Genomic DNA, 25,726 nt, shown 5'->3' with positions numbered 1-25,726 from the left:
CGACAAAGTGTCTGTTCGGCCAGAATGTCATACGACTGGCCAAAAGCCAGTAAGTTCCTCAGGCCGGGTCGGGGTCGAGAATATCCTGTGTGCGCAATTCGAAGTCGCTGGCGTCGTGCCTCTCCAGCAACTGTCGGGATTTATCGCCAAAGGGCCGGTTGACCATCGTGCCGCGCCCTACCGCAGGTCGCTTGCCCACTTCTTCCACCCAGCGGATCAGATGCGTATATTCATGCACCTGCAGGAACTCTGCGGCGTTGTACACCAGATTGCGCACTACACCGCCATACCAGGGATAAATCGCCATATCCGCGATAGTGTACTGATCGCCGCAGATGTACTGCCGCTCGGCCAGGTTTTTGTCCAACAGATCGAGCTGCCGCTTGGCCTCCATCGCGTAGCGGTCGATAGCGTACTTGATCTTCACCGGCGCATAGGCATAAAAATGACCAAAGCCACCACCAAGCAGCGGCGTCGCGCCCATCTGCCAGAACAACCAGGACAGGCACTCCGCGCGCTCTGAAGGATCCGTGGGGATAAATTCGCCAAATTTCTCGGCAAGGTAGAGCAGGATGGCACCGGACTCAAAAACCCGGGTCGGCTTCGATGTGCTGTGATCCATCAGCGCGGGAATTTTGGAATTCGGGTTCACACTGACAAAGCCACTGCCAAACTGGGAGCCATCGCCGATATTGATCAGCCAGGCATCGTACTCGGCACCGCTGTGCCCCCTGGCCAGTAATTCCTCCAGCAACACTGTCACCTTGACGCCATTGGGCGTGCCCAACGAGTATAACTGCAGTGGATGCTTTCCTACTGGCAGCTCTTTCTCCTGTTGCGCACCAGCGGTCGGCCGATTGATGTTGGCAAATGCCTGCCCATTGTCGGGATCCCATTCCCACACTGCTGGCGGTTCGTAAGGTGTTGTTTCAGCCATAATTAGTCGGCTCCGTTGTCAGGTTGATGTGTGTTGTCCAGAGAACAAATTTTTCTATAGCAGCTCACTATACAGGGTATGCGCCCCGAATCCCTCACCGTGCGATTTCGGCCATACGATCACCCGAAAATGACCCCGCATACAGCTTGCCCTGATACTCGATCGCAACCGTGGCAGGACCGAAGGGCCCACCCTTGTCGGCGTGAAAAATTACCTCCGTGTCACCGCTGTCGGTGTCGACAGCCACCAGCTCATAGGGTGCACCGCAACTGCCCTCCAACAGGCCGAAACAGGACATCATAGTCAGCGGCGAGAGGTGAGACGCGAGCAGTAAACGGCCATCGGACAACCACGCGGAATTGTCGATATTGGGCACCTCGATAGTCGTCAGCAGCGCCTGTGTCGCGAGATCATACTGCCGTAATTCCTGCTCGATGTAGTTGTTCACCCAGAGACTCCTGCCATCGGCCGCGACCTCAATGCCGTTGGGCATTTTTGCGGTGGTATTGGCCATCACCTGAAGCCCGGAATCCGGGCGCCAGAGCCAGACATGTCCGTCGTTCATCCCCAGCGACGACTTGATCATCGCAGTAATTTCACTTTCGCGGTCATACATATGCGTGACGGCGAACCCGCCCCCCGGCAATGCGACAACATCATTGAGTACCGCATTGTCTGGAAAGCTTACACAACCGCGCCAGGACAGCACGGGAGCGATATTGGTATCGGCAGACGGCTGCACCTCATAGAACAATACTTGCTCCACACTGCTGTGATTGACCACCAGTAGCTGCAGTGTATCGCCGCGCTGTGCCAGATGGATGCCGTGGGGAGAGAGTAAGTCCGGTACGGGGCAGTCTGCTTCACCCCAGTTCAGGTTCGCTGCACCCTTGCCGACAGTGTCGCTGTCCAGCACGCTGACAAATACATTGCCCGCCTCCGGCTGAAACCATTTCAGCTCGCCTGCAAGTTTGCCGCCATCGCCATATTCGGCAACCAGTATGCCGCCGCCAGCAGGCAGCGGCGCCAGATCTTCCGGCATTTGTACACCACAAATCGGCGTGACTTTGCCGGCGGGGGCGCAGCTCAACTCCACCTGCCCGCAAGCGGTGATCACCAGTATCATCAAGAGAACAGAGAGACTGCGCGTAGCAAAAGACATAGACCTGACTCCAGTGTTTTATTGTTGTGACGACCTGTTGCGCAACAAAGCATAGCGCCAGCGGCACAGCATAGTGCGATATTCAGGTGACGGCCAGCCAATCTATGCTGGCGACATCAAGCGCTACGGCTGCGGCGGTTCAGAGCAGCAGCGATAGCACAACCATTGCGCCCCCGGCCAGCGGCAACAACCGGCTGAGCGGCCTCGCAGCGGTGAGTATCTGGCTCATCAGATAGGCTGCCGCAGACGCCAGTAACAGCCATAATGCAACTTCGCGGTAATCGCTGAACAGCAGCAGGACACCGATACCCTGCACTACCGCCAACAGGTAATCCGGCACACTGCCACTGAGAAGGGCGCGTATCGCCATCAGCGCAAACAACAGGGCTACCAGCATCGTCACAACGAAGACACTATTCATCCCGGACGCCCGGATACCACCGCGGCGGCAGCAGGCTCGCCGCCAGCCATGCTATTGCGCGGCCTGGCCATGCTTGAGCCTGAACGCATCAACAATATCTCCCAGCGCACCGTAATCATCGAAGGTCCAGTCGTGGTGCATCTCACTGACCGGGGTCTTGCGATACCCTTGCGAGAATAAGGCAAAGGGTATGGCTGCCCGCCTCGCGGTTTCTGCATCTATCTCGCTGTCTCCGATATACAGCGTTGCGCCACCGCCGAGTGAATCGATGGTCTGTATCAGCATATCCGGCTCCGGCTTGTGGCTGGCAATCATGCCCCCGGCCATCACAGCGTCAAACAGTGCCTCCATACCCATATGGTGCATCACTGCCCGAGCAGGAGCCTCCGGCTTATTGGTACACAGGCCAAGTGAGAAGCCCGATTCCTTCAGCGCCAGCAGCGTGTCGTAAACACCGGGATAGTACACGGCTTTATCCACGGCAAACTCATACTGGGCGACAAACGCCTTGAGCAACGCCGCGTGGCTGTGCCGGGCCTCATTAATGTCGCGTGCGTCCATCATGCGGCGCACGAAAACAGCCGCGCCCTCGCCGATAAAACGCCGTGTTTCCTGCAGGCTTAACGCCTCTTTGTCGATACTGTTCAGAATAGTTGCGGCGACTGATTGTATATCCGGTGCACTGTCGATGAGTGTTCCATCGAGGTCGAAAACGATGTTCATGTAAATCCTGTCCCTTACACCCGGCTGTACCGGGCAACTGCGGTAGTCTGTCGTTTTGGCGGGCGGGGCTGCTACGGTTGCTCTGACTGTTCCCGCGCCTGCAACCCCTGTTGTTGCATGCGCCACAGCAACAACTCAATCTTGTCCTGCCCGAAAAATGGCTCGCCTCGGAAGACCATCGTCGGCACACCCCAGTGGTGCTCTTCCAGCGCGGCATCGTTGGCTGCCAATTGCTGTTTCCACACGTCGGTATTGTCGCTCACCCACTGCTGTAACTCGGGCAGTGACAGACCGGCTCGCGCTGTTGCCTGTGCCAGATGCTCGCCCTGATCCCAACCGTCAACCTGCCCATCCCAGACAATCGCGGACACCTCCCGCGCAAATTCCAGGCCACGACCGGCAGCAGATGCGGCCAGCCCCAGCGGCGTCAGTATATGCACCAGATGGCCGGGGTCATCGGCCGGCAGTTCGACATTGATCGGGTCCGGCCGCGGCAGGCCGATGGGTATGCCGCGGTACTCGGAATAGCGCAGCAGGTCCGTCAGGAAATAGGGGCGCCATTTCTCGTGCGCCTTGTCGAAAAAGTCGTTGTAGCGGATATAAATGGGGTTCACAACCAGCAGGTTAACCTGCATGTCATAGGTCCTCTGCAGATCGTACATCTGCCTCACGCCATAGTAGGACCACGGACTGCGAAATGAAAAATACAGATCGACTTCAAACTCAGCCATCGCGCTATTTACTCCTTCAATTGCTGCCACAACATATCGGCGGCGTTTTCACAGATGCGTGTCACCGAGGCCGAGTCCGTGTAGATGCCGTCTATCAGCAGGCGACTGATGCCGTGCAGCATACCCCAGGCCACTTGCGTGAAACGCAGCACATCAAGCTCCGCAGCGATCAGGCCGCGATCCTGCAAAAGCTGCAGGCGTTCGACTTCGGCCCTCAGTGTACCCCGAGCCGATGACAGCAGCGAGGAGGACAGGCGTTCGGAACGCCAGAGTTTGCTGCCGTACATGAGATCATAATATTCGCTGTTACTCACCGCAAAGTTCACATAGGCCGCCACGTACTCCTGCATGATGCGCTCGCCGCCTTTGCCCCGACCTGCCTCCAGTGAGTTCTTCATCGTGCGGTTGAAGCGGATGAACCCCTCTTCCGCGACTGCACCCAGCAAACTTTGCTTGTCCTTGAAATGATGGTAGGGCGCGGTACGCGAGACACCGACGTTGGCCGCCAGGCGCCGCAGCGACAGGGCATCCTCTCCCTCATCGCGCAGAATGCGCGCCGTCTCGTCCAGCAGCACCGCTTTCAGATCGCCGTGATGATAGCCCTTTTTATCGCTGTCTTGCGAGGTCGCCATGGTTAACTTTTTCCACCTATCTTGACACTGTCTAAATTCGGGCGTATGGTACCACGCAAATCTTGACACTGTCTAGTTACGAGGAGATACGCCATGAGTTCAAAGATACCCCGCAGCAATGAAAACGATTACAGCAGTGACATCATCGCCCAGCGCCAGCAGTTCCTGGAAGAGAAGTCGGGTACCAGTCTCAATCATACCAAGGCATTCTCCTTTGAGCCGGACACCATGTCCGGCAACTGTGAACACCTGTTCGGCGTGGCCCAGGTGCCTATCGGCGTGGCCGGCCCGCTGCTGGTAAACGGCGAACACGCCAACGGCGAATTCTACGTCCCGATGGCAACGGTAGAGGGCACACTGGTAGCCAGCTACAACCGGGGTATGCGCGTGATACGCGAGAGCGGCGGCATCATGACCACCGTGATGGGCGAATCCATGCAGCGCGCGCCCGCCTTCATCTTCCGCAACGCCCGCGAAGCGCGCGATTTCGGCCAGTGGCTCACCGACAATTTTGCCGCGATCAAGGCACAGGCAGAATCGACGACGTCAGTGGGCAAACTGCTGGAGATCGAACAGTACATCGTTCACGGCATTGTCTACACACGGTTTGACTACAGCACCGGGGATGCTGCCGGACAGAATATGACCGGCAAGGCCACCTACGTCGCCTGCGAATGGATACGGGCCCAGTACCCGCAGATGCGCACCTATATGCTCTCCGGTGGCATGGACACGGAAAAACGCACCTCCTACGTCAACTCACTCAAAGGCCGCGGCCGCCGTGTCACCGCCGAGCTGACCATCCCCCGACAGGTGCTGCAGGACGTACTGCGCATCACACCGGAGCAGATGCATTTCGGCTACAGCGTTGCCAACCTGAGCTCCTACCTGGTGGGTTCATCCAACAACGCCGCTCACCCGGCCAACGGCCTGGCCGCGCTGTTTCTGGCCACCGGGCAGGACATGGCCAACATCGGTGAGGCCAACCAGTGCTCCATGTATCACTACATCACCAGCAAGGGTGACCTGTACTACTCCATCACGTTTCCAGCGCTGATCATGGCCTCCTATGGTGGCGGCACCAATCTCGCCACGCAGCGAGAATGCCTGGAACTGATGGGTTGCTACGGCAAAGGCAAGGCGTTCAAGCTGATTGAAATTGCCGCAGCGCTGGTTGTCGCCGGCGAACTGTCGCTGGGCGCTTCGCAAAAACGCGACCCGGATACCGGCAGGAACGAATGGGTGGACGCACACGAGAAACTGGGGCGCAATCGCTAGCCCCAACGTCGCGGTGCGGGTTGTGACCGCTCGTCAGGCGTTGCGGATCGTGACCCCGCCATCCACCAACAGGGTGGCGCCGGTGATAAAGCTGGCGGCGGGCAGTACCAGGCTCAAAGTGGCGTGCGCGACCTCCTCTGGCTCGGCGTAGCGGCGCAGCGCCGTACGACGATTGGCGAAGGTCTGTTTGGCCTCTTCCGGAATCGCGTCGGTAATACCGGTGCGTACCGGACCGGGACAAACACAATTGACCGTGATGCCCTCCTTGCCCAGATCGACCGCCATCGCCCGGGTCAGCCCCAGGGAGGCGTGCTTGGCCACGACATACGCGCTGTTGTAACGCGTCGCGCCATGCGCTTCCGTGGAGGCCACGTTGACGATTCTCGGATGTGCTGATTTGCGTAAAAACGGCAGCGCGGCGCGAATCGCCCACGCCTGCGCTGTCGCCATCACCGCCAACGAGGTGTCCCAGGAATTGGGGTATTCGTCGGCATCCACCTCGGCCAGCAACGCAAAACCAGCATTGTTGACCAATATATCGATTCCCCCGAAATGCACACCGGCCTGCTCGATGGCCTCCGTCACGGCCTTGCGTTCAGACAGGTCGACCGTGAGCGCCAGTACCTCAGCGCCAACACTTTTCACTTCCTCGGCAACCGATTCCAGCGCTGCGGTATTGATATCGATGATCGCCAGCCGCGCGCCCTCATCGGCAAACAGGTGTGCGGTGGCGCGCCCCATGCCACTGGCAGCGCCGGTGATGATGGCGACACTGCCGTTGATGGAGCGGCTAAGTTTGCTGAGACGCGCCATCAGGCCACCTGCTGCGACTGCAGTTGCGGCTGTGGCCCGCGCACCAGCTTGCCCGGCATGGCGCCGGTATCACGGCCGTTTTCCCGTATCACTTCACCGCTGCAGATAGTCACCTTGTAGCCGTCGACACGCTGCACCAGCCTGCGCGCGTCAGAGGGCAGGTCGTACACCATTTCCGGTGGGTGGATGGTGAGGTTGTCGTAGTCAATCACATTGACATCGGCCTTCATGCCCGGCGCTATCAGGCCGCGATCGTTCAGGCCATAGAAACTGGCCGTGCGCTGCGTCTGGTTGTGTACAAGTTGTTCAATCGGTATACGTTCGCCGCGACTGCGGTCGCGCGACCAGTGGGTCAACAGATAACTGGGCATGCTGGCATCGCAAATCAGGCCGCAGTGCGCGCCGCCATCGGACAGGCCGAATACCGCGTGCGGGTGCAGCATCATTTCCCGCAGGGCTTCAAAATCGCCGTTGGAATAGCCCAGTAGCGGCATATAGATAATCCCCTTGCCGTCATTCTCCAGCATGGTGTCATAGACGAACTCAACCTCGCTACAGCCCCTGGCCTTTGCCAGTGAGCGCACGGTTTTTTCCGGGCCCGGCTCATAGTCGATGGGGTCACCCAGCGGAAACATGTTGTCCCACGCAGTCAGCGCCGCGGTAAAGACTTCCGGCAAACCGGTGAGGTCCGGTGGGTTATCCAGAATCTCGCGGCGTACCGCCGGCTCCTTCATGGCGGCAACACGCTCTGCCAGAGGTAGCTCTGCCAACGGCTGATACCCGGCGTGGAGAATGAAGGGATGACCGGAACTCTCCAATGTGAACAACACACCCGCAGGGCGCTGTGCGACTTGCGGCGTCAGCGTGCCGCCCGCGGCGCGGTCCTCATCCACCGCCGCCAGTAAACGCTGCCACTGCTGTGGGTCTTCGTTATTCTGCAGGCAGGCGAACGTCACCGGGCGACCCGTTTCGCGGCCGACCTGCCGCATCCAGGCCAGTTCTTCCTCTTCCGGTGCCAGGTCGCTGGCCACTTCAAACACTCCGAAACCCACCTCGCCCAGCACACGCCCGATACCGATAACTTCCTCGCGATCAGCGGTCGTACCCGGTGCCAGCTCACCGTCCTTGGCGCGGTGCAAAATTGTGCGTGTGGTGGAAAATCCCAGCGCTCCGGCCTGCAGGCCCTCCCGCACGATGGCAGCCATCGCCTCAACCTCCTCCGCGGTGGCCTTCTCATTCTGTGCGCCGCGCTCGCCCATCACATAGGTGCGCACCGAACCGTGCGGTACCTGCGCACCGAAATCAATGGCATGCGGCAGTTTTTCTATCGCATCGAGATACTGCGGAAACGTTTCCCAGTCCCATTTGATACCCTCGGCCAGTGCCGAGCCGGGGATATCTTCCACACCCTCCATCAGCTGAATCAGGTAGTCTTCCTTGCCTGGTACCACCGGGGCAAAGCCCACACCGCAATTGCCCATCACTACCGTTGTCACGCCGTTCCAGCTGGAAGGGGTCAACATCGGATCCCAGGACACCTGACCGTCGTAATGGGTGTGTATATCTACCCAACCCGGCGTCACCAGATGCCCGGCGGCATCGATTTCCCTGCGCCCTGCCCCCTCAATATTGGGACCTACAGCGACAATACAGTCCCCTGTAATTGCCACGTCACTTACGCGGGCAGCCGTGCCGCTGCCATCAATCAATGTTCCGTTTCTGATCACAATGTCATACATAGCCTGTCTCCTCTTATTCTTACTATCAAATATAGTCGCGCTATCGGGCAGTCAACCCGGTGAGTGCAAACATCATAGCACTGCGTGACGGTATGAGAATCATGAATGTCTGTGGAGTGGTGTCAGGGGGTAATCAAGTACAGCGGGGAAATCTGTATTGCGGAGGGGGGAGGATCAGCCTTCTGCGCCCACGGTCGTTTCCTGCAAATCCCGGATGGCCTGTTCGAGCACGTGCGTGTCGACCACCGCCTGTTCGGATTCCAGAATGTATTCAAGTTCGCGCCGGGCCTGATAGGGCTGACCGATGAGGGCCAGTGTCCCGGCCAGATGGTATCGGATCAGGGGGTCGCCGGGGGCCCGTTCGATGGCTTTTTCCAGCAGCGACAAGCCCTGATGAGGGCTCTCCCCCTGCGCCAGAATCCAGCCGTAGGTATCGAGCACGTTGGGGTTGTCCGGCAGCAGCTCCAGCGCCCGCTTGGCGTGCTCGTCGGCCCTGGAATCCGCAGACTGGCTGTACAGCCACGCCAGATTGTTATGCAGAATGGCATTATCCGGCTGGTACTTCAGTGCTTGAATGTACTCGCGCTCTGCCCGATCGAGATCACCCGCCTGCATCATGGACGTCGCGAGCATGATCCGGATCGGCACATCCTCGGCGTGCGTGCTCAGCCAGTTTCGCAGAATAAGATCGGCCTCTGCGGCGTTTCCAAGCTGCCTGTGCGCTGCCTGAAGTTTGATCATCGGCCCGCGCGCGGCGCTGTTGGCGACGGCCGTTTCATAGGCAACCAGCGCTGCCTGCGGCTGTTGCTGGGCCATCAGTACCTCACCCGCCAGCATATAGCCCTCAGCGCTGTCCGGATACGCCTCCTGAATCTGCAGTGCGATGGCCAGCGCCGCGTCATACTGTTGCTGTGCCAGCCGCAGTTGCGCCTGCAGGATATTCATGTCGACCCGATCAGGCGCCAGCCGCAGCGCAGTTTCCAGCGCCGCCTGTGCGCCGCGCGGCTCATTCTCACGCAACCGCAGTTTCGCCAATTCGAAATGCGCATCCGCAGAGTCGGGCACCTGCATCACCACATTTCCCAAAGTCTCACGTGCGGCATCGACCTTGCCTGCGCGCAACTGAGCGCGCCCCAGTACCAGTCTGGCATCCGGGTCGTAAGGTGCCTGCACAGCCGCCTCGCGAGCAACCAGCAATGCATCAACCTCACGCCCCATGCGGCCGTACATATTGGCCAGCTCCAGCAACAGACTCAGCGAGTTTGAATTCTCGCCACGAGCTTGCTCCAGTAGTGCCAGCGCGGCATCGGGCCGACCGGAATCCAACTCGAGCTGCGCCAGTGCGATAACAGACGGCAGGTGTCCGGGCTGCGCTAACAACACCGAGTTGAAACGCTCACGGGCCGTTTCAATATCGCCGGCCTCTCGCGATATCCGGGCCAGATTGTATTGACCCAACACATTGCCCGGGCTCAACTCCAGGCTTTTTTGATAGTACGCTGACTCTCCGTCGTGGTCTCCCCGGGTTTCGCTGACTGCGGCCATCAACACATAGGGCCGCGGGTCCTGTGGGTATTTCCCTGCCAGACTGGTCGCCGTCGCCAGCATGTTTTCGTAATCCCCCAATTGATAGTAGAGGCGGGCCAACAGAAACTCGGCGCGCGAATAACCCGGATCGGCGGCAACGGCCGCCTTCAGTTGCAGCAGTGCCTCCGCTGTGTCAGCCGTCGCCAGCAGACTGGTCGCCCAGCGGGTGCGCGTCGCCGCTGCACTGGGCGCCATCGCTACTGCTTTGCGGAAGTAGGGGTTGGCCTTTTCCTCTTCCCCTGCCTGCAGGTAGGTATTACCCAACAGTGTGAGCAGTTCAACATCGTCGGGCGCTTTATCCACAGCGCGCTGCAGGACTTCGATGCCGCGCAGCAATTCGCCTCTACGCACCAGCACATAGGCCAGCAATTTGGCCCCGGCGGGATCTGCGGGCAGCAATACCTGATGCGCATTGAGATTTTCCAGCGCTCCCTCGAGATCGCCCTTGAGCAACATGACCCAGCCCATCAGCAGCAGACAGGAGGTATCATCCGGCGACCTGCTCAGCGCGACCTTCAACGCCTCCTCAGCTGCATCGATGTTGTTATTACCCGACAACTCGCTCTGCGCGGAGAGCAACAACAGGTCCGGATCTTTCGGGTGCTTTTCAAGCAGTGCGCCCAGGTCGGCACTGGCCTGATCAAACTCTTTCTGCACCAATAGTGACTGCACCACCGCCAACTGCGCGGGCAGATCACCCTCGATAACCTCCAACGCCTGCTCGAAAGCCAGTTGGGCACCTTCAGGGTTATAGAGCGACATTGCTATCTCGCCCTTTAGCATCCAGCCCAGATAATTGTGCGGATCTTTCTCCAGCCCAGTTTCGACCAGACGCTGCGCTTCTTCAACATTGTTCAGGCCAAACGCTGTGATGGCCAGACCAATGTAAGCATCGGGATTCTCCGGTGTAATACGCAGCGCTTCCTCGAAGGCCTCACGCGCATCCTCAAAACGACCCAGCCCGAGACGCGCCCGTCCGCGCAGTATCAGTACAGTCGAGTCCTGCGCTGTCGGTGACATGAACGCAAGTCGCGCCAGCGCTTTGTCGTATTGCCGATCCATAAGCAGCGCACTGATCCAACGATCGTTGAAATCCCGCCCACTGACACCCAGTTCCTGGGCCCGCTGCAATTGGGCGAGCGCTTCGGCGCCATTGCGCTGCTGCAGATAAAACTCCGACAGCAGCCAGCGCGCATCGATACTGTTTGGGTCCTGCAGGAGCGTCGCCTGCAACTCTACAATGGCCGCATCCAGATCACCCTGATCCTCGTAGGCAAGCGCCTGATCGATGTGGTCAGCCACCGTGGGCTCCGGCATGAGTGCTGAAACGATAACCCCTACCGCCGCCAGCCCCAGCAGCAGGCCCGACCCTAGCAGCACGCGGCGCAGACCGGTGCTCATGGTTTTTTTACGCCGTCTGCGCCTCACCCGACGCGACCGGGAGGAGCGAGTGCGTGTGTCAATTAAAGTCTTGATCGTAGATTTCCCGTTCACCAAGTTAACAAAAATAGCTGGCAGCGCCGAACAACAGTACGCTATTTCACACGTGCTGCTTGCTCTCACCACCAAACCTGTTATTCACCGCGATCAAAACCGAACCGGGCAGCCGTCACCTGACTGAAGGATGTAACGTCAGTGGGCCCGAGAATCCAGAATATGGTATTGATATCAATGGGTGAAAAGCCCTGGACACCCGTGGCCAGAGAATCGTTTGTATCAGCAAACGTGATAAAAGTCGTGCCGGCGGCAAGGCTGTCACTCAGCCCATTCAATTCCTGTTCGTCCTCGCCTCCCTCAGCGCCAACGCCGTTGTCATCGTAGTGAGAATAATCCTCGCCTAAGGACCACGACAGCAGATTGCCCTGCAGGTTTGTCGCAGCGCTCAGATTATCGAGCGCCACCTGGATAGCATCCTTGGATTCCATGCCGAAATCATGAGCGACAAACTCAAAATTCACGCTCGGAGCCGTGGCTCCAGCGCTTGCCGACATGCCGTCGGCCTCAACGACATAGCCGCCGATGGCGGTCGATGCACCCAGCGCTATTTGCAGGCCTGCGACCAAAATAAGTACTTTGCGAAATGTCATAGTTGTTAACCCCCATACAGGGTTGGAACTCGTATCCAGCTATGGCGAAAAAAACCGGGAGAATAAACATTACTATCAAACATCAATCTGCGGGCAAAAACCAATGAAATAGCACCCAGTCTGTAGACACAGGTCGCACTATTGGGCTTGACACTGCGCTATGGGATATCGTCCGCATCGCACGGCCCGTTGCACACGTTTTCGGCAACACCTGTGGCGTAGAACCTCGCCAGGCTGGCACCGATATTACGCAGTTCAGTCGCGCGGCCGTGGGGATCCGACAACGTATCATCCCAGTGCGGGATGTTGGTGATGGGGGGATCGGGGTTACCAAAATCGACTTCCAGCATGGCGGAGCCGGTATGCGCTCCGCTGACTTCCTGAAGGCCCCACACGCTGCGGATAACGGGCGCGAGATTCACCACACCGCCAATCGTGCGCGCCATAATATGCGCGCCCAGATTGGTCACCTGGTGGTCAGCTTTGGATACCTGTATCAGCACTTCATGCGCAGGGGTTCCCGGCAATAAGTTGCTGCGAATGTATTTCGAATAACCGGTCGGCTCGGCGCGGTCCCACAGACCCTGCACCAACGCCAGATTGAACTGCATATCGAGCGCATTCCAGTTGTACAGCGAATACAGTGGTTTGGCGAAGGGGTCGAAGTTAACACTGCGATTGAGCAGCAGATTGTACGACTGGCCCGGCACCGCCAGCAGGCCTCGTTCGATATCTGTATTAATAGCCATCAACACAGCGCCGAGGATGCCGCCCTGGCTACCGCCGAAATAGTAGCGTTTGGAGCCGTCGAGGGCCGCGCCACCACAATGCGTCGCAAGCGCCTGGTTCAATGTGGTTGAAGGCCCGCCGTCGGCCGCGACCGAGAGCGTGCGCATCGCCATCAGGAAGTTCAGAAAGCCCTGGTGCATCCGCTCCGGCACAACGCGGAAATTTGCCAGATCGCCACTGAGCGCAGCAAGCACCGTCGGTGTGTCATCGGAGGCAAAGCCCTTGAAGTCGAGTCCGAACGCGGCCAGGTTTTGCTCCGCAAGAATGGGTTGGATACCCAGTACCTGCTCCTTGGCCCCCAGCTGCCCATGGCCGAACGCAACCAGCGGTGCCGCCTCTGTCTGCGCGCTCATCGGCACCAACAATGCCGCATTGTAGCCATAGGTACCATTCTGTTGTGGCAGGCCGTCTTCACCGAGATTGAACCCGCCACCGGTTTCACCTTTGGTCATGTACAGCGGTACATCAAAGGTGACTTCCAATCGACAGGCCATGCCATCGATCAAACTTTCATTCTTGGCCGCTATTGTGTACGACACTCCCTCGGGATAATTGGCCAGCGCATCGTCGCGGATATGCAGCATCGCCCGCGTATTGTTTTCGCGGCTGGATGTGGTGAAATCCCAGGCGATCTGCAGCTCATCCCGCGCAATACCCTGTGCTTCCAACGCCGCAAAGATCGTCTCAAAATGGGCGCGACGTGATTCGATAATCGGGTCATCCGAGGGCAGGTTATCTCGCAGGGCCAAAAAGCCCGGTGATGGTTCAATGACAGCGCCATCACCATCGACAACATTGCGTATCGCGACGATATAGCGTGTTGCATCTTCCGGTCGGATTGCAGGACGCAGCATCAACGCCTGCTCCTGACGAAGCGCGTCGATGTCGCGCTCGATGGTAAAATCCGGCAGTTTCTCGCCGTCATCCACACGCAGTTTCGACTGCACGACATACTCGTCGAGATCCACCCAGTGAGCCAGTCGCTCGCCCGTCTGTGCGTTCATAATCACAGTGGCCGACTGCGGCAACAGCGAGCCTGCTATCGTGTCCGGGGTTGCCAACCCGGTAACGGTCGCACCCGGCAGATGCGTCATCGCCGCAATGCCCGGTGAAAAGCCATCCATCTCGTTGAAGGGCGCTGTGCTGGATTGAGTTCCCAACACGGTGGTCGGCATGATGACCTGTGGCAGCGCCAGCCGCAGACCGGTGACGGAGTCGGGGTCTTCCTCGGTCCAGTAGTCGTTGGGGTACGGAAATCCGCAGTAGCCGGGCGATAGGGGATCGCAGTCCAGTGCCGGTGCGGGCGGTACATCAACCGGGGGGACGACAGGAGGATCGACGGGCACAACGCCCGGCCCGTCCTGTGCGACAGGAGTCGAGTTGTTACCATTGGAGCAGCCCGTGGCAATTGCCAGGGCGCATGAGAGAATCAGCCAGCGTGTCTTATTATTCATCGGCCAATACTAGTTCGAACCGCGAAAACCGTCAAACCTGCTTGTCGCACACAACGACTACAGAGCGAGCTTCCGCCGGCGCATCCTCGCAGCGTTCGCTGCGAAAGGCGGCACCGGCCACTCCCTAATCGCCGCGGCAAAATGCCGCGAGATCACGCGCCGTATCACGGCTGATATCCGGGCAACACATCGGGAATATTTCCGTGCCGTGTATCGTTCCCATCACCTGGCGACACCGCGCGGCAACGCCGTTCTTCAACAGCAGGCGATAGAAATTCACGCCTTCGTCACGCAGCGGATCACACTCATTCACACTGATAACCGTGGGCGGCAGACCGGCCACATCGTCATCTGTGGCAAAGCCGGGCCAGGCCAGCGGATTGCGCTTCTCCAACTCCTCGATGCCATAGGCCATCGCACCATTGTTGTTGTGCAGGTCCAGCAGCAGGCCGTTGTTTTCCGTCGAGGAAGGGTTTTCCGGCAGCGGCCAGATTCCAGCAATATAGGGGCACAGCGCGTATATGCCCTGTATCAGGCCGAGTTCTCCCTCACGCTTGAGGCGCATTGCGGTCGCCAGCGTCAGGTTTCCTCCACCGCTTTCTCCGGCGATGATGATGCGCGAGCTGTCGATACCCAGCGATTCTGCCTGGCTGGCCAGCCACTTCAGGCCGGCAACGCAGTCGTTGAGCCCCGCCGGGTAGGGTGCAACTTCCGGCGCGGATGACGGCGAGATCGCGTTGCGAAAATCCACCATCGCCACAGCGATACCTCGCGCGGCGATGATCTTGCCCCAGGCGCGGTAGTTGCCATCAAAGCAGGACATCGCCTGCATACCCCCACCGTGGATATAGTACACACAGGGCAGCGGCCCGCTGGATTCGGGGCGAATATACTGCACCTTGATGGTGTTGCCATCGGGTTCCGATGTGAACGTCAGGGTACTCACCTCCAATCCTGCGGAGGGCGCTATCTCCTCGGTATCACACAGCTCCATAAACTCCCTGAAGCCCGCGGCCATCTGCTGTGCCTGCGGTGTGTTGGCGCGTTCCAGCATTTCTTCCCGGCTGGCGACATCTGCCCCTTCGGGCAGCACCAGGGCGCCCATCAATGCCTTGATCCGGGGGTCGATACGGGGGTCATCATTCATATTGCGAGTAGCCATTGTTGCATCCTGTGATTAGCGTTAGACATGTCAGGTGCGCGGCGCAAAATACACCGGCAAACCGTCGCGTGGTTTGGAAATCGGGGATTGCTGTACCGGCATATCATACCCTGCGGGCAGCGACCACTGGTAGCGACGCAGCATCTCAAATATCACCAGCTTGATCTGCATGATCGCAAAATGCAGGCCGATACACATATGCGCACCGCCGCTGAAAGGCACCCAGCAATACGAGTGGCGTTTGTGCTCGGCGCGTTCGTCACTGAAGCGCTCAGGGTCAAACCGCTGTGGCTCGGACCAGTACGCCTCCATGTAATGCGTGTGAATGGGGTAGGTTATCACTATGGCCCCGGCCGGAATCCTCAACCCCTCAAATTCAAAGGGTGCCGTGCTGTACTTGGGGAGGGTCGACAGTGGCGGGTACATCCGCAGCGCCTCTTTCATCACCCACTCTGTCTGCACCATTTTGTCGAGATCCTCGTAGCGCAGATGCTCTGCCCCCAGGCTTTGGACTTCTTCCAACAGGCGTTGCTGCCACTGTGGGTGTCGCGCCAACGCATACGTCATGCTGGTCAGCGTGCTGGTTGTGGTGTCATGTGCCGCCATCATCAGGAAGTTCATATGGTCGATCACTTCCTGATCGGTATAGCAGTTGCCGTCTTCGTCGGTGGCATTGCACAGCAGGGAGAACATATCCGTGCCATCGCCCGCACGTTTTGCCGGCAACTGCCTGCGAAAATACTCACACATATACTCCCGCGCGCGAATACCCCGCCACAGGATAGTACCGGGTATGGCCAGTGGAATTTTGGGCATGGAAGCCGCCACGGTGATTTCAAAGGCATCGTTGAGCCGGGTGGCTTCTTCACCCAGGTCCATACCCAGGAAGATGGTGGCCGCCAGATCCAGTGTCATTTGCTTGAAGGTGGGAAACGCGAGCAGCGGCTGCCCGGGAGACAGCGGCCAAGCGGCTACGGCACGCTGCACCTGCGGCTCCATTTCAAGCAGGTAGCGCTGCATGGCGGCGCTTTTGAACCCGGCCTGCATGAGGCGTCGGTGATAGCGGTGGTCATCACCGTCACGCAGCATCAGGCCATTGGGAAATATGCGGCCGATAATCTGGTCCCAGGCTTTCTTATTTGAGAACACCTGACCCTCATTGATCAGCGCGAGACGGTGCGCATCGGCGCCGAACAGGTGCACAATTGTTTTGCCCGCCACCTTTTGCATCACGGCATTTCCGAAACGCGTCTGCAGTTCCTGCGCGTGCTCTAGCGGATAGGTGTAGCTCTTGCGCAGGAGGCGCAAGGTTTCAAAAAAACCCGGCTTCAAAAGCCGCAAATTCTCAACCTCGGCCCCGGGCAGCGCAGTATCAGTCACTGTGGATTATCCTCGAAACATTCGACATATTGCCGCTCCCAAACCACGTCATCACGAGCTGAACACAATTGGCAGTCATCCTGCCGGGGCGTCCAGAGCCCGCCCATCTGCATCGCCTAAACTAACAGAAATGGCAGAGCGTCGGCGACCCAATAGGTAAAACGGTGTACAGCGGTGGCCAGCGATAGCGCGCCGAAAAGGCTCTGCCTGTGTTCAGTTATCGGCCGTCGCCGGCTGCCCCTTCGCGGGCCGGGTAAGACCCGGCAAAGCCACGGTGAACAATAGCAGCGCTGCTAACAGCGGTGCCCAGGGGCCAACACGCGTCGTCAGTAATGCACCCAGCAAAGCACCCATTGCAAATACCGCGATAGACGCGAAACGCCGTCGCCAACGCGCGTTCTCACCGCCTGCCAGCGTCGAGTCTGCTACCAGTGCCGTGAGCGTCAGGGTCATCACATTTGTCGCCAAATCGGGCACACCGTGACGGCGTATCAGCGCATTCTGCATGCCCATTGCAAACGCCAGTGTAGCGATCAGGGCGAAGCGGGCCTCTGGAGATGTGCCCAATGGCAGGGTCAGGCTGAAGCTTACTGCGATAGCCAGAAACACCCATTCGATAATGAAACCGAACCGGGTATGCCCGTAGCGCCCACGCACAATCCTGCCGGCAAAGATCGCCCCCAACAGAAAAGCCGCAACCGCCATTGCGTTGGCGGCATAGGCGCTGAATGGATGCCCCGTGCCCAGATAGAACATAATGAGTAGCAGATTTCCGGTCATCATTTCCGCAAAGACCTCACCCAGCGACAGGAAACAGACAGCGTCAACCAGACCGCACACACCCGAAATCAGGTAGAGACCACGTATATGCATCGACGATGGTGCCGGTTGCACAGGCGGTGGTGGATTGACATGCCCCGAATCAGACGGCGCTACGGGTTCGTTCAAGCGGCTATTCTCTTATGGCTATTCTGCATCGACCGGCACAGTATTCAATGCGTCACCGGCTGCGTCAATGTGCGGCTACACTCGCTTGTTGACCAACGGACTTCTGCTAGACTGAAAAGCGAGTGAATTTCATGGCTCGACTTCCCCATAGCACAGCATTCACGCTTGCCTGTAGTCCTCCATCACGCAAGAGGTATCGGATATGAATGAAGCTATCGTCAACGCAGATTCAGGCCTTAACCTCCGCGAACAACCGGGGGGTCAGAAAATCGGCAGCCTGCGCAAGGGCAGGAAAGTCGAGTTGCTGGATCTGCATGAAGGCTGGTGGAAGATCCGCACTGGCCGCCAGTCGGGTTATGTCGCCGCCCGCTACGTCACCGCAATCCCTGAAGGGACCATCACACCCGGTTCAATTGTCGTGCGGGGACGGGACGTCATCGGCCCGGATGGGCGTGTCTTCGCAAAGACGTTCAGGAAAGGTGTATTCAACTATGGGCGAGTCTCCATTCATGACTATGTTAGCAACCAGTCAGATCGGTTTACGCATCTGTCCCAATCGCTACTGCGTGTAATGCAGGCGGTTTCGGCCAATGAGGGCAAGCTGGAGGCGATCAATACCTGGGACAATGCCTATCTCACCTTCGGCTGCTTCCAGTGGACAGCAGGGACAGGCGACAGCAGCGGAGAACTGCCGGCGCTGATCCATCGGCTGAAGCGCGACAAGCCGAAGGTCTTCGAAAAATTCTTTCTTGAAGCCGGTCTCGATGTGGTGGATGTCTCTGAATCAGCACGCTCGGTCGCACGGGGTCGCTTCACGCTGAATGGAAAGCTCCTGCGAACAGCGCGACAGAAGGAAGCGTTGCGCAGTCACGATTGGGCCTACAGGTTCTGGCGCGCCGGCGAGGACGAAGACGTGAGGGAGATTCAGATACATCACGCGATGTCTCGCCTCGACACATTCTACCGCCATAGCGGGAATGGCATACTCGGGCGTCCGATAGCGGATTACATCACGTCCGAGTATGGCGTTGCACTGCTGCTCGACCAGCACGTGAACAGGCCCGGGCATGTACCAAAAATCCTCGCACAGGGAATTGCCCAGTTTCTTCAGCGCGGTGGCGAACAAGACCCCGGCCAATGGACCATCGCCGAGGAATTGCGCGTGCTGGATTTCTATCTGGAGCTGCGCCATGAGACATCCATGACAGACTCCCGCAAACGTGCACAACGCACACTCGATGCTGTCCGGCTCGGCCTGGCATCCGACCAGCGTGGGTCGTTCAGGGCCGACTAATCCGGTTGATGTTGAGTCTTTGTCGGCTTTCGACGACACGGTTGTGTGCAGCGTCAAAAACGCCAGCTTTCAATTGCGTGCGGAGAACCAACTGTAAAACCCGGACGCTCACTGCAGTTTCCTCATCCACCTGAAATAGAGCGGGCGACCACCATCTACCGCCACCAAGCTCATTACGACATCGCCAGCCTCGAAGGGTCTTGCATTGTCCAGACCCGCTCGCCGCGTGAATATATTCTTGCCCCAGGACTCACCTAGCCCAGACCCATCCTGATACTCGACGACCAGCCATGGTTCATCGCAATAGTAGATTGGCGACGACGCTTTCATGGTCGAAAGCACTTCATCCAACTCCGCAACCGAGTAATCGATATCTTCGGTTTTCCCCATCGTTACCATGCGCCCGTCTTCATAAAACCCGAACCATTGATAGGGAAGCGGCCAAGGGTCGACTTCATTGATACTGGGGTCATTGAGCGGCACTAACTTCCAGAAACCCACCAGCTCCTCACAGGTTGCTGTTCTGCCCGCGACCTCCTCGGCCTGCAGCGCGCTGGTAGCGTAAACCAGCAGTAACACGGACAAAATACGAACTGTTAAACTCTTCATTGTGATTCACCTGGCATCGCGATTCTGGGTGGTCTGAGTGAAACTACCATGTCGCACCCCGCGATAGTAGAGACGTTGTCGGCAGCGGCTGCCCATCCGCCCTACCGGCTAGGTATCAGCCACCACGATAGCGTCGCCTCCGCCCTGCTATTTATCTGCGCTTGGCGCCACGATACGCACCGCGACAGAAGCGGTGCCGGGCCGCATAAACAACCATCTAACTGTCGGCAGAACGCGAAGTCACAAGCCACCGTTGAGCTTGCGCTATCACCGTTTCAATTCTTTTCTGAACAACCCTGTTGCGCCGACTGCAAAGGTATATCGTTTCACTCACTGGCGCGGAAAGTGTGTGAACTGTAATCTGCCCCGGTTTGTTAAATGCCTCGACAGCATGTGCCGGCAACACCGTAAAACCCAGCCCGCGGCTGACCGGCTCCAGAATCAGACCGATCTGGTTAGAGAACCCCTTCGCCGGAAATTGCTGAATATGCTGGAACTGATGGTAATTGCCCCCCAGTAGCAGGTTGGCATGATGGCTTCCATCGGGGTGATCAATGAATCCAAGGTCTAGCAGCGCCTCCCAATCCGGCACTTTGAGGGTTGTCGGCGTCACCAACAACAGTGGCTCTTCTGCTATAGGCGTACAATCGACATCGGCCGCCGTTGACTTTGAGGTCATAAAGCCGATATCGGTGGCGGAGACTGCGATAGCGCTCTCGATCGTCGAATTGGGTGCAAAACGGTAGTCGATCGTGAGCTTTGGGTGCTTACGCTGTAACTCCAGCAGATGAGGGTACAGCCTGAGCCCGACACTCCCCGGCGACATTATCCGCACCATACCCTCGTAGGGTGGATCCTCGACGACCGTTTGCTCCAGATGCGACAACGCCGAGAGTATGTCCTGCGCTTCCGTGTAGAGCCTTTCTCCCGCACCGGAGAGGGAAAACTGCTTCCCTTCCCTTATCAGCAACTCAACACCGAGCTGCTCCTCCAACTTGCGAACATGCTGGCTGACCCCCGACTGAGTCATGTAGAGGCGCTCGGCGGTACGGGTGAAATGCCCGACCTCGACGAGTGTGCAGAAGCTGCGTAGCCAAACGGTGTTTATCATTACGTTTCGTAATCTTATTTATGATAAATGATAATTTTTCATGATTATAGACCTGCTGTAAGCTGATCTCAATTTCACAGAGGAGGCACACCATGAACAACACATACCCGAGAAGCTTTTCACACATCGGCATATCGGTGCCTGACCTGGAGCAGGCGGTAAAATTCTATACCGAGGTAATGGGCTGGTACCTGATTATGGAACCCACCGACATTGAAGAGGACGACAGCGCCATAGGCGAAATGTGCACGGATGTATTCGGCGCTGGATGGGGAAGCTTTCGAATTGCCCACCTATCCACCGGTGACAGGATCGGCGTGGAGCTGTTTCAGTTCAAGAATCAGCAGAACCCGGACGACAATTTTGAATACTGGAAAACCGGTGTCTTCCATTTCTGCGTGCAGGACCCCAACCTTGAGGAACTCGCGGAGCGTATTGTCGCTGCCGGTGGGAAAAGGCGCATGGCGAAACCGCGCTACTACTACCCGGGAGAAAAGCCCTACCGCATGATCTATATGGAAGATCCGTTTGGAAACATCGTGGAAATCTACAGCCACAGCTATGAGCTGACATACAGCGACGGCGCCTACTGAGTTACTGGCGACACAGCCACAGACGGTATTACTGATAGCAGCAGTGCGGCAATGGTGCTGCTGCTATTAGATCCGGCGCACATCGGCGAATGGGCCCGCTCCTGCTGCCGGGCCTGCTGTTGCCAAATAGTGAGCTAGCTCTCGGACGCAAACTGTGCGAAAACCTGCTCCCCCGTCATTTTTGACGTTTCATTACTGAACTCGTAGTACGCCGGCTTCTCATCAATGAATATTTCATTGGACAGGTTGAATTGTTGATCCTGGAACAGGCCCGCAGGAAGAATGTATTCGTTGTTGGGCAGTAGGTGATAAAAAAGATGTGTACCGCAGTTGGCGCAGAACCCTCGCTCGGCCCAGTCAGACGAGGCATATACGGCGGGAGCATGCCCAGAAAAACTGACCTCTGAACCGCAATGTACTGCGAACATCGGCCCGCCCGACCAGCGCCTGCACATTGAGCAATGACATAGCCCGAGGTCAGTATGGTTCGCCGCTTCCACCTCTATACTCCCACACAGACATGCACCTTTCATACATAACTCCTTTCGCAACTCTTCAAGACTTCAAGGGGTCAGAGTACTTGATCATGAACCGTGATTACCATTCAACCTCCCGCCCCGCCTCAACCACCCTGCCCGACGAGACAACGGTGGTAACGACATGTACTTCGGTAATAGGGATAGCATAATGCTGCGCCAGTGCCCTGGCCAAACCAAGCTGAAGTGATGAGATCTCGCTGTCTGACCAAAGTGATGGAAGCAACAGGTTGGCCATTGCAGCATACTTGGCTCCTACCTGGCCGCTGGCAGTAACAACATTAATGGTCATGTGTTCAGGCGATATACCTGCCTCACTGGCCCACAGCTTAATGAGGCTTTCTGAACAGCCCGAATTCTCTGATGTTATTGTGCAGTTAGCGATAGGCATGGTGGCTATTCTCTTTTTAACAGTGCCGGCGTTTCGAGCGTTGTGATTTCAATACGGCTAGCCCTGGCAAACTCTGGTGCCAACAAGGGCCTTGCCAAGTTGACACGCATTTGATGTCGAAGCACGACTTCGCATCTACCAGTATCCGCTGCACTACTCGTCGACGACCATTTGAAAACCTCCAGATATCAACCTGCTGCCATCAAAAGGCATGGGGTTGTCCTTCATTCTGTCATCCTGCTCGATGCTGACCATCCCTTCATCTCTCATCTGACGAGCAGGCCACTCTATCCAGGAAAAAAACACGGTTTCGTCTGCCTTGCATTTAACTGCCTGCGGAAACGCGGCCTCAAGCGCTGCAGGCTGAGGGGCGCGTTAGCGCGTCCTGCATGCAGGCGCCACAGCCCTGACTTCTTATTGGGGCGAGCCACAGCGCCCTCCCTGATGTCTTTGTATGGACCGAAGGCGCGATTGTAGATCCCCAACGTGCAGCTCTAAGCGATGTCCATCAGGACAGCTAAAGTAGAGCGAGTTGCCCTCGCTGCGATTCTCCTTCCATATGTACGCACCTGAATTGATGATCTTGGAGGAAAGCTCACCGAAGTCTTCTGAGGTTACTGTGAAAGCAACGTGAGTATAGTCCAAACTTCCGGATGCATTGGCATCTAGGGACAAACAGACCCACAAGCTACCAGCTTCGAGATATGCACCGCCATTCCAGGAGTAAACTTCAGTGCATCCGAGTATATCTCGATAGAAATGCAAGGAACGATCAAGGTCTGATACTGCAAACGTTATGTGGTTGATACCCGAGATCATGTCAAGGCCCTATAACGCACGCATTTGCCGCGGTTTTGTAGCGTGGAACGAGCGAAAAAACCGTCCAAGCCACGTAGTGGCTGACGCAAGAAGCGCTTGCTATGGCTTTTGCTATAGGCCATGTTTTGCCGCAAAAACATCATCATTGGGATTTGAATTCCATTGATATTCAGCCCAGTCTGCTATTGACCTAGCTTTAGGTTCACCCCAAATTTCTTTAACTAAGGCCAAAGACATATCAATACCGGCCGATACGCCTGCAGAGGTAAATACATTGCTGTCTTGCACCCAGCGCGCTTTTGCGACCCATTGTGTTTTCGGTCCTTGAGAGCATGCCCAAGAAAATGCCAGTTTGTTAGTAGTCGCCTTTTTTCCATCAAGTACTCCAGCCTTTGCAAGCAAAGCACTGCCTGTGCAAACCGAAGTAATATACCTGGCTTTTGATGCTTTCTCTGAAATCCATTTAATGATCTCGGTATTCTCTACTTCTTTCCGTGTTCCTATGCCGCCAGGAACTAAGATGATTTCATAGCAAGCCTTGCTTAATAATGTCTCTTGGGCCAGTACCGCAGGGCCTTGAGTAGAATTTACCGCACCGATTTCTGCTGCAATCATCTCAATGGATAGCTCATCAATTTGTCCAAGCATTTCAAGCGGACCAAAAACATCCAGCAATTCAAACCCCTCGAAAAGTAGAACGCCTAACTTCATAAGATCTCTCTAGCTGAGCGCCTTGTTAAGTTTCATTTTCTTCGATCTCTTTCAACTGCTTTCCGTTGGCATTTTTCCATGCGGTAAGGCCATTAGTTGTGCCACCCCTTACAACGCTACCAGCTGTGCTTGGAGACCCAAACTCAATATCCTTTGTGAACACTAGATGATCGCCATTTTCTTGGAGAAAGCCTTTCTCAATTAGCTGTTCTCGCTTTGCCTTCATGCGTTTAGCAGAAGGCCTATGGTCTATTACCGCCTGAGAACCTGCAAAAACAATAAATCCGTTAGCTGTCCGTTTTCCTGAGGCTGTAAGCCCTTTAATTTTGCAATAGAGCAGGTCTTTAGATTCGCTTGAAACATCTACTTTTTTATTGAAATCTGATATTCCTAAAACGGGTAGAAGTTGGAGGCATTTTTCTAAAAATACGTCCATTTCTGCTGCGTCAGATTCAGGCAGCCGCGCCCCGCTGCTGGCGGCATTCATAACTATGGAATTACCGTTGGTGTTGGCTTTATCAATTAAAAACCCTTCAAGGTAACGTATATGAGCTTTGGTTAAATTTTCATCTTTCGAGACAAAAACCGTGACTGCATTCCAAAAATCTTTTGCCGCATGCCCTTTTAATCGATTTGCAACGTTTTCTGCTTCACCTATATAGATAGCTCTATCTCCAGATTCTGGATCAACGCCTGTCAATAAGTAGAACCCAGGACTTGTGAGTTCCTCTCGCTTTAATAGCTCAGACATTTCAGTTCGTGGAGCTGCTATAGCTTTCCCTGACCAATTAGAGAGCTCGGCGGTACGCAAGCCATTTGGACTTCCGTGGACGAGAAATAGTTTTATTGTTGCTGCTTGCAATGAACTCTCCTTTGAAACTTAACGCCCGCAGCACGGGAAAATTTGAAGCGCAGCGGAAAATTTTTCCCTGTGACTGCGTTTGTTAGGCATAATTTACATTTAATGTATGCAGCCTAAGTAATTTATACCAAACCTTCTTTTGGCGCAGGACTCAAGATTTTCGACACAGCTTGCAGCAATATATAAACCGTAACCATTTACCATAAAGTATGGGTTTGCTGGATCGTCTGGCGGTGGCGACAAACCCTCAATATATTGATTGTCACCAATCAATGCATAGCGAAGGCTAGCCCAGAGTTCAAAACCCAAATCTAGCATCTCATCGGGGTGATACCCCGAGTTCTCACCGGCTTTTACTTGCTTTTTTATTAGCCCCATTTCTTCAAGCAGCATTCCACCCAAAGCATGTGACGCGTGATCAGCTAATTGTATTCCTGCTTCTCTTTTGGAGTCAGAGTTCAAATATAGATTAACCCCAGAGCGCTCCAGCTCTAATTGGAAACCTTTATCCATGAACACATTTTCATCAATAAATAAATTATGTGTATCGCCGAATAACTTTTTTGTACTCAAAAGCTGGAGAACCAATTCGGCACAATAATTACCCAACTCTTTTCGATCATGACTCGGCAATACAACTAAGGCCAATTTGGAACTATGTAGTAGAGACCTAATGAAATCTCGCTGCTGAATCGATACTTCATTATCGGATTTTATGGCAGAACTTTTATATTCATCATCGTATGGGTTTAACCCCATACTCTCCCACTGCGCTCTTATTTGAGTGGACAAGTCGTCCTCAGATATGACCACAGCGCCTATTATAAACTTTCCGTTATCTCTAATTGATTCGTCGAAGTACAAGTTTGCCATTACTGATGCCTAACAGCTAAGAATATGTTGTAGCCAAATGTAGCCATTATGTCCACATCTAGACATGTGTAGGTATATGTAGCC

The 25,726-nt window shown here is 56.3% G+C and carries 25 protein-coding genes and 1 pseudogene; 3 read left to right on the top strand and 23 right to left on the bottom strand.

Annotated elements, in window-relative coordinates; genetic code table 11:
• Positions 1-58 precede the first annotated feature (58 nt).
• The 6 genes from yghU to AC0L6S_RS18490 form a co-directional block, all read right to left on the bottom strand.
• Positions 59-937 (bottom strand): glutathione-dependent disulfide-bond oxidoreductase, encoded by an 879-nt coding sequence (gene yghU / locus AC0L6S_RS18515; RefSeq protein ID WP_473425594.1) that lies wholly within the window; start codon positions 935-937, stop codon positions 59-61.
• Between the two features lie 94 nt (positions 938-1,031).
• Entirely contained in the window at positions 1,032-2,099 is a 1,068-nt protein-coding gene (locus AC0L6S_RS18510; RefSeq protein WP_473425593.1) for an SMP-30/gluconolactonase/LRE family protein, read from the bottom strand.
• A 139-nt stretch (positions 2,100-2,238) separates the two neighbouring features.
• Entirely contained in the window at positions 2,239-2,520 is a 282-nt protein-coding gene (locus AC0L6S_RS18505; RefSeq protein ID WP_473425592.1) for a hypothetical protein, read from the bottom strand.
• Positions 2,521-2,571: 51 nt separating this feature from the next.
• On the bottom strand, positions 2,572-3,243 hold the full coding sequence (locus AC0L6S_RS18500; protein WP_473425591.1) for an HAD-IA family hydrolase: 672 nt from the start codon (positions 3,241-3,243) through the stop codon (positions 2,572-2,574).
• 71 nt (positions 3,244-3,314) lie between these two features.
• Positions 3,315-3,974 (bottom strand): DsbA family protein, encoded by a 660-nt coding sequence (locus tag AC0L6S_RS18495; protein ID WP_473425590.1) that lies wholly within the window; start codon positions 3,972-3,974, stop codon positions 3,315-3,317.
• Positions 3,975-3,982: 8 nt separating this feature from the next.
• A complete protein-coding gene (locus AC0L6S_RS18490) occupies positions 3,983-4,606 on the bottom strand; it encodes a TetR/AcrR family transcriptional regulator (RefSeq protein WP_473425589.1) in 624 nt (207 codons plus the stop codon).
• A 93-nt stretch (positions 4,607-4,699) separates the two neighbouring features.
• On the opposite strand from AC0L6S_RS18490, the gene AC0L6S_RS18485 reads away from it, so the two are divergent.
• Positions 4,700-5,884 (top strand): hydroxymethylglutaryl-CoA reductase, encoded by a 1,185-nt coding sequence (locus AC0L6S_RS18485; protein ID WP_473425588.1) that lies wholly within the window; start codon positions 4,700-4,702, stop codon positions 5,882-5,884.
• Positions 5,885-5,917: 33 nt separating this feature from the next.
• Here AC0L6S_RS18485 and AC0L6S_RS18480 read toward each other — a convergent pair whose 3' ends face one another.
• The 8 genes from AC0L6S_RS18480 to AC0L6S_RS18445 form a co-directional block, all read right to left on the bottom strand.
• Complete coding sequence (locus tag AC0L6S_RS18480) at positions 5,918-6,697, bottom strand: SDR family NAD(P)-dependent oxidoreductase (RefSeq protein WP_473425587.1); 780 nt, start codon at positions 6,695-6,697, stop codon at positions 5,918-5,920.
• Positions 6,697-8,436 carry an N-acyl-D-amino-acid deacylase family protein gene (locus AC0L6S_RS18475; protein WP_473425586.1) on the bottom strand — a complete coding sequence of 580 codons (1,740 nt, stop codon included), beginning with the start codon at positions 8,434-8,436 and terminating at the stop codon, positions 6,697-6,699. Before AC0L6S_RS18475 ends, AC0L6S_RS18480 begins: the two co-directional genes overlap by 1 nt.
• Before the next feature lie 174 nt (positions 8,437-8,610).
• Positions 8,611-11,424, bottom strand: coding sequence for an XrtA/PEP-CTERM system TPR-repeat protein PrsT (gene prsT, locus AC0L6S_RS18470; protein WP_473425585.1), 2,814 nt, complete (start codon positions 11,422-11,424; stop codon positions 8,611-8,613).
• Positions 11,425-11,597: 173 nt separating this feature from the next.
• Positions 11,598-12,110: a hypothetical protein gene (locus tag AC0L6S_RS18465; RefSeq protein WP_473425584.1), complete on the bottom strand. Its 513-nt coding sequence runs from the start codon at positions 12,108-12,110 to the stop codon at positions 11,598-11,600.
• A 158-nt stretch (positions 12,111-12,268) separates the two neighbouring features.
• The gene (locus AC0L6S_RS18460; protein ID WP_473425583.1) at positions 12,269-14,353 is read right to left on the bottom strand and encodes a hypothetical protein; all 2,085 of its coding nucleotides are present in this window, start codon (positions 14,351-14,353) and stop codon (positions 12,269-12,271) included.
• A gap of 124 nt (positions 14,354-14,477) precedes the next feature.
• The gene (locus AC0L6S_RS18455; RefSeq protein ID WP_473425582.1) at positions 14,478-15,515 is read right to left on the bottom strand and encodes an alpha/beta hydrolase; all 1,038 of its coding nucleotides are present in this window, start codon (positions 15,513-15,515) and stop codon (positions 14,478-14,480) included.
• Between the two features lie 30 nt (positions 15,516-15,545).
• A complete protein-coding gene (locus tag AC0L6S_RS18450) occupies positions 15,546-16,895 on the bottom strand; it encodes a cytochrome P450 (protein ID WP_473425581.1) in 1,350 nt (449 codons plus the stop codon).
• Positions 16,896-17,108: 213 nt separating this feature from the next.
• The gene (locus AC0L6S_RS18445) at positions 17,109-17,843 is read right to left on the bottom strand and encodes a YoaK family protein (RefSeq protein WP_473425580.1); all 735 of its coding nucleotides are present in this window, start codon (positions 17,841-17,843) and stop codon (positions 17,109-17,111) included.
• A 202-nt stretch (positions 17,844-18,045) separates the two neighbouring features.
• Here AC0L6S_RS18445 and AC0L6S_RS18440 point away from each other — a divergent pair, with 202 nt between their 5' ends.
• On the top strand, positions 18,046-19,137 hold the full coding sequence (locus AC0L6S_RS18440; protein ID WP_473425579.1) for an SH3 domain-containing protein: 1,092 nt from the start codon (positions 18,046-18,048) through the stop codon (positions 19,135-19,137).
• Positions 19,138-19,245: 108 nt separating this feature from the next.
• Here the strand turns inward: AC0L6S_RS18440 and AC0L6S_RS18435 are convergent, their stop codons facing one another.
• On the bottom strand, positions 19,246-19,746 hold the full coding sequence (locus AC0L6S_RS18435; RefSeq protein ID WP_473425578.1) for a hypothetical protein: 501 nt from the start codon (positions 19,744-19,746) through the stop codon (positions 19,246-19,248).
• Between the two features lie 217 nt (positions 19,747-19,963).
• Complete coding sequence (locus AC0L6S_RS18430; RefSeq protein WP_473425577.1) at positions 19,964-20,857, bottom strand: LysR family transcriptional regulator; 894 nt, start codon at positions 20,855-20,857, stop codon at positions 19,964-19,966.
• A 92-nt stretch (positions 20,858-20,949) separates the two neighbouring features.
• On the opposite strand from AC0L6S_RS18430, the gene AC0L6S_RS18425 reads away from it, so the two are divergent.
• Positions 20,950-21,450 (top strand): lactoylglutathione lyase family protein, encoded by a 501-nt coding sequence (locus AC0L6S_RS18425; protein WP_473425576.1) that lies wholly within the window; start codon positions 20,950-20,952, stop codon positions 21,448-21,450.
• Between the two features lie 134 nt (positions 21,451-21,584).
• On the opposite strand, the gene AC0L6S_RS18420 is transcribed toward AC0L6S_RS18425, so the two are convergent.
• The 7 genes and pseudogenes from AC0L6S_RS18420 to AC0L6S_RS18390 all read right to left on the bottom strand — a co-directional run bounded on the left by AC0L6S_RS18420 (position 21,585) and on the right by AC0L6S_RS18390 (position 25,642).
• The gene (locus AC0L6S_RS18420; RefSeq protein WP_473425575.1) at positions 21,585-21,983 is read right to left on the bottom strand and encodes a GFA family protein; all 399 of its coding nucleotides are present in this window, start codon (positions 21,981-21,983) and stop codon (positions 21,585-21,587) included.
• Between the two features lie 64 nt (positions 21,984-22,047).
• Positions 22,048-22,278 (bottom strand): hypothetical protein, encoded by a 231-nt coding sequence (locus AC0L6S_RS18415; protein ID WP_473425574.1) that lies wholly within the window; start codon positions 22,276-22,278, stop codon positions 22,048-22,050.
• A 252-nt stretch (positions 22,279-22,530) separates the two neighbouring features.
• A pseudogene (locus AC0L6S_RS18410) lies at positions 22,531-22,713 on the bottom strand (DUF1428 family protein); the annotation flags it as partial.
• Positions 22,714-22,791: 78 nt separating this feature from the next.
• Positions 22,792-23,196: a VOC family protein gene (locus AC0L6S_RS18405; RefSeq protein WP_473425573.1), complete on the bottom strand. Its 405-nt coding sequence runs from the start codon at positions 23,194-23,196 to the stop codon at positions 22,792-22,794.
• Positions 23,197-23,307: 111 nt separating this feature from the next.
• A complete protein-coding gene (locus tag AC0L6S_RS18400) occupies positions 23,308-23,907 on the bottom strand; it encodes a DJ-1/PfpI family protein (RefSeq protein WP_473425572.1) in 600 nt (199 codons plus the stop codon).
• A gap of 25 nt (positions 23,908-23,932) precedes the next feature.
• The gene (locus tag AC0L6S_RS18395; RefSeq protein ID WP_473425571.1) at positions 23,933-24,769 is read right to left on the bottom strand and encodes a GIY-YIG nuclease family protein; all 837 of its coding nucleotides are present in this window, start codon (positions 24,767-24,769) and stop codon (positions 23,933-23,935) included.
• A 99-nt stretch (positions 24,770-24,868) separates the two neighbouring features.
• Entirely contained in the window at positions 24,869-25,642 is a 774-nt protein-coding gene (locus AC0L6S_RS18390) for a hypothetical protein (RefSeq protein ID WP_473425570.1), read from the bottom strand.
• Positions 25,643-25,726 lie beyond the last annotated feature (84 nt).

It is taken from the genome of Halioglobus sp. D3-4 (genome assembly GCF_055809315.1).
The sequence above is the reverse complement of the archived record's forward strand: the minus strand, read 5'-3'. Positions and strand labels throughout refer to the sequence as shown.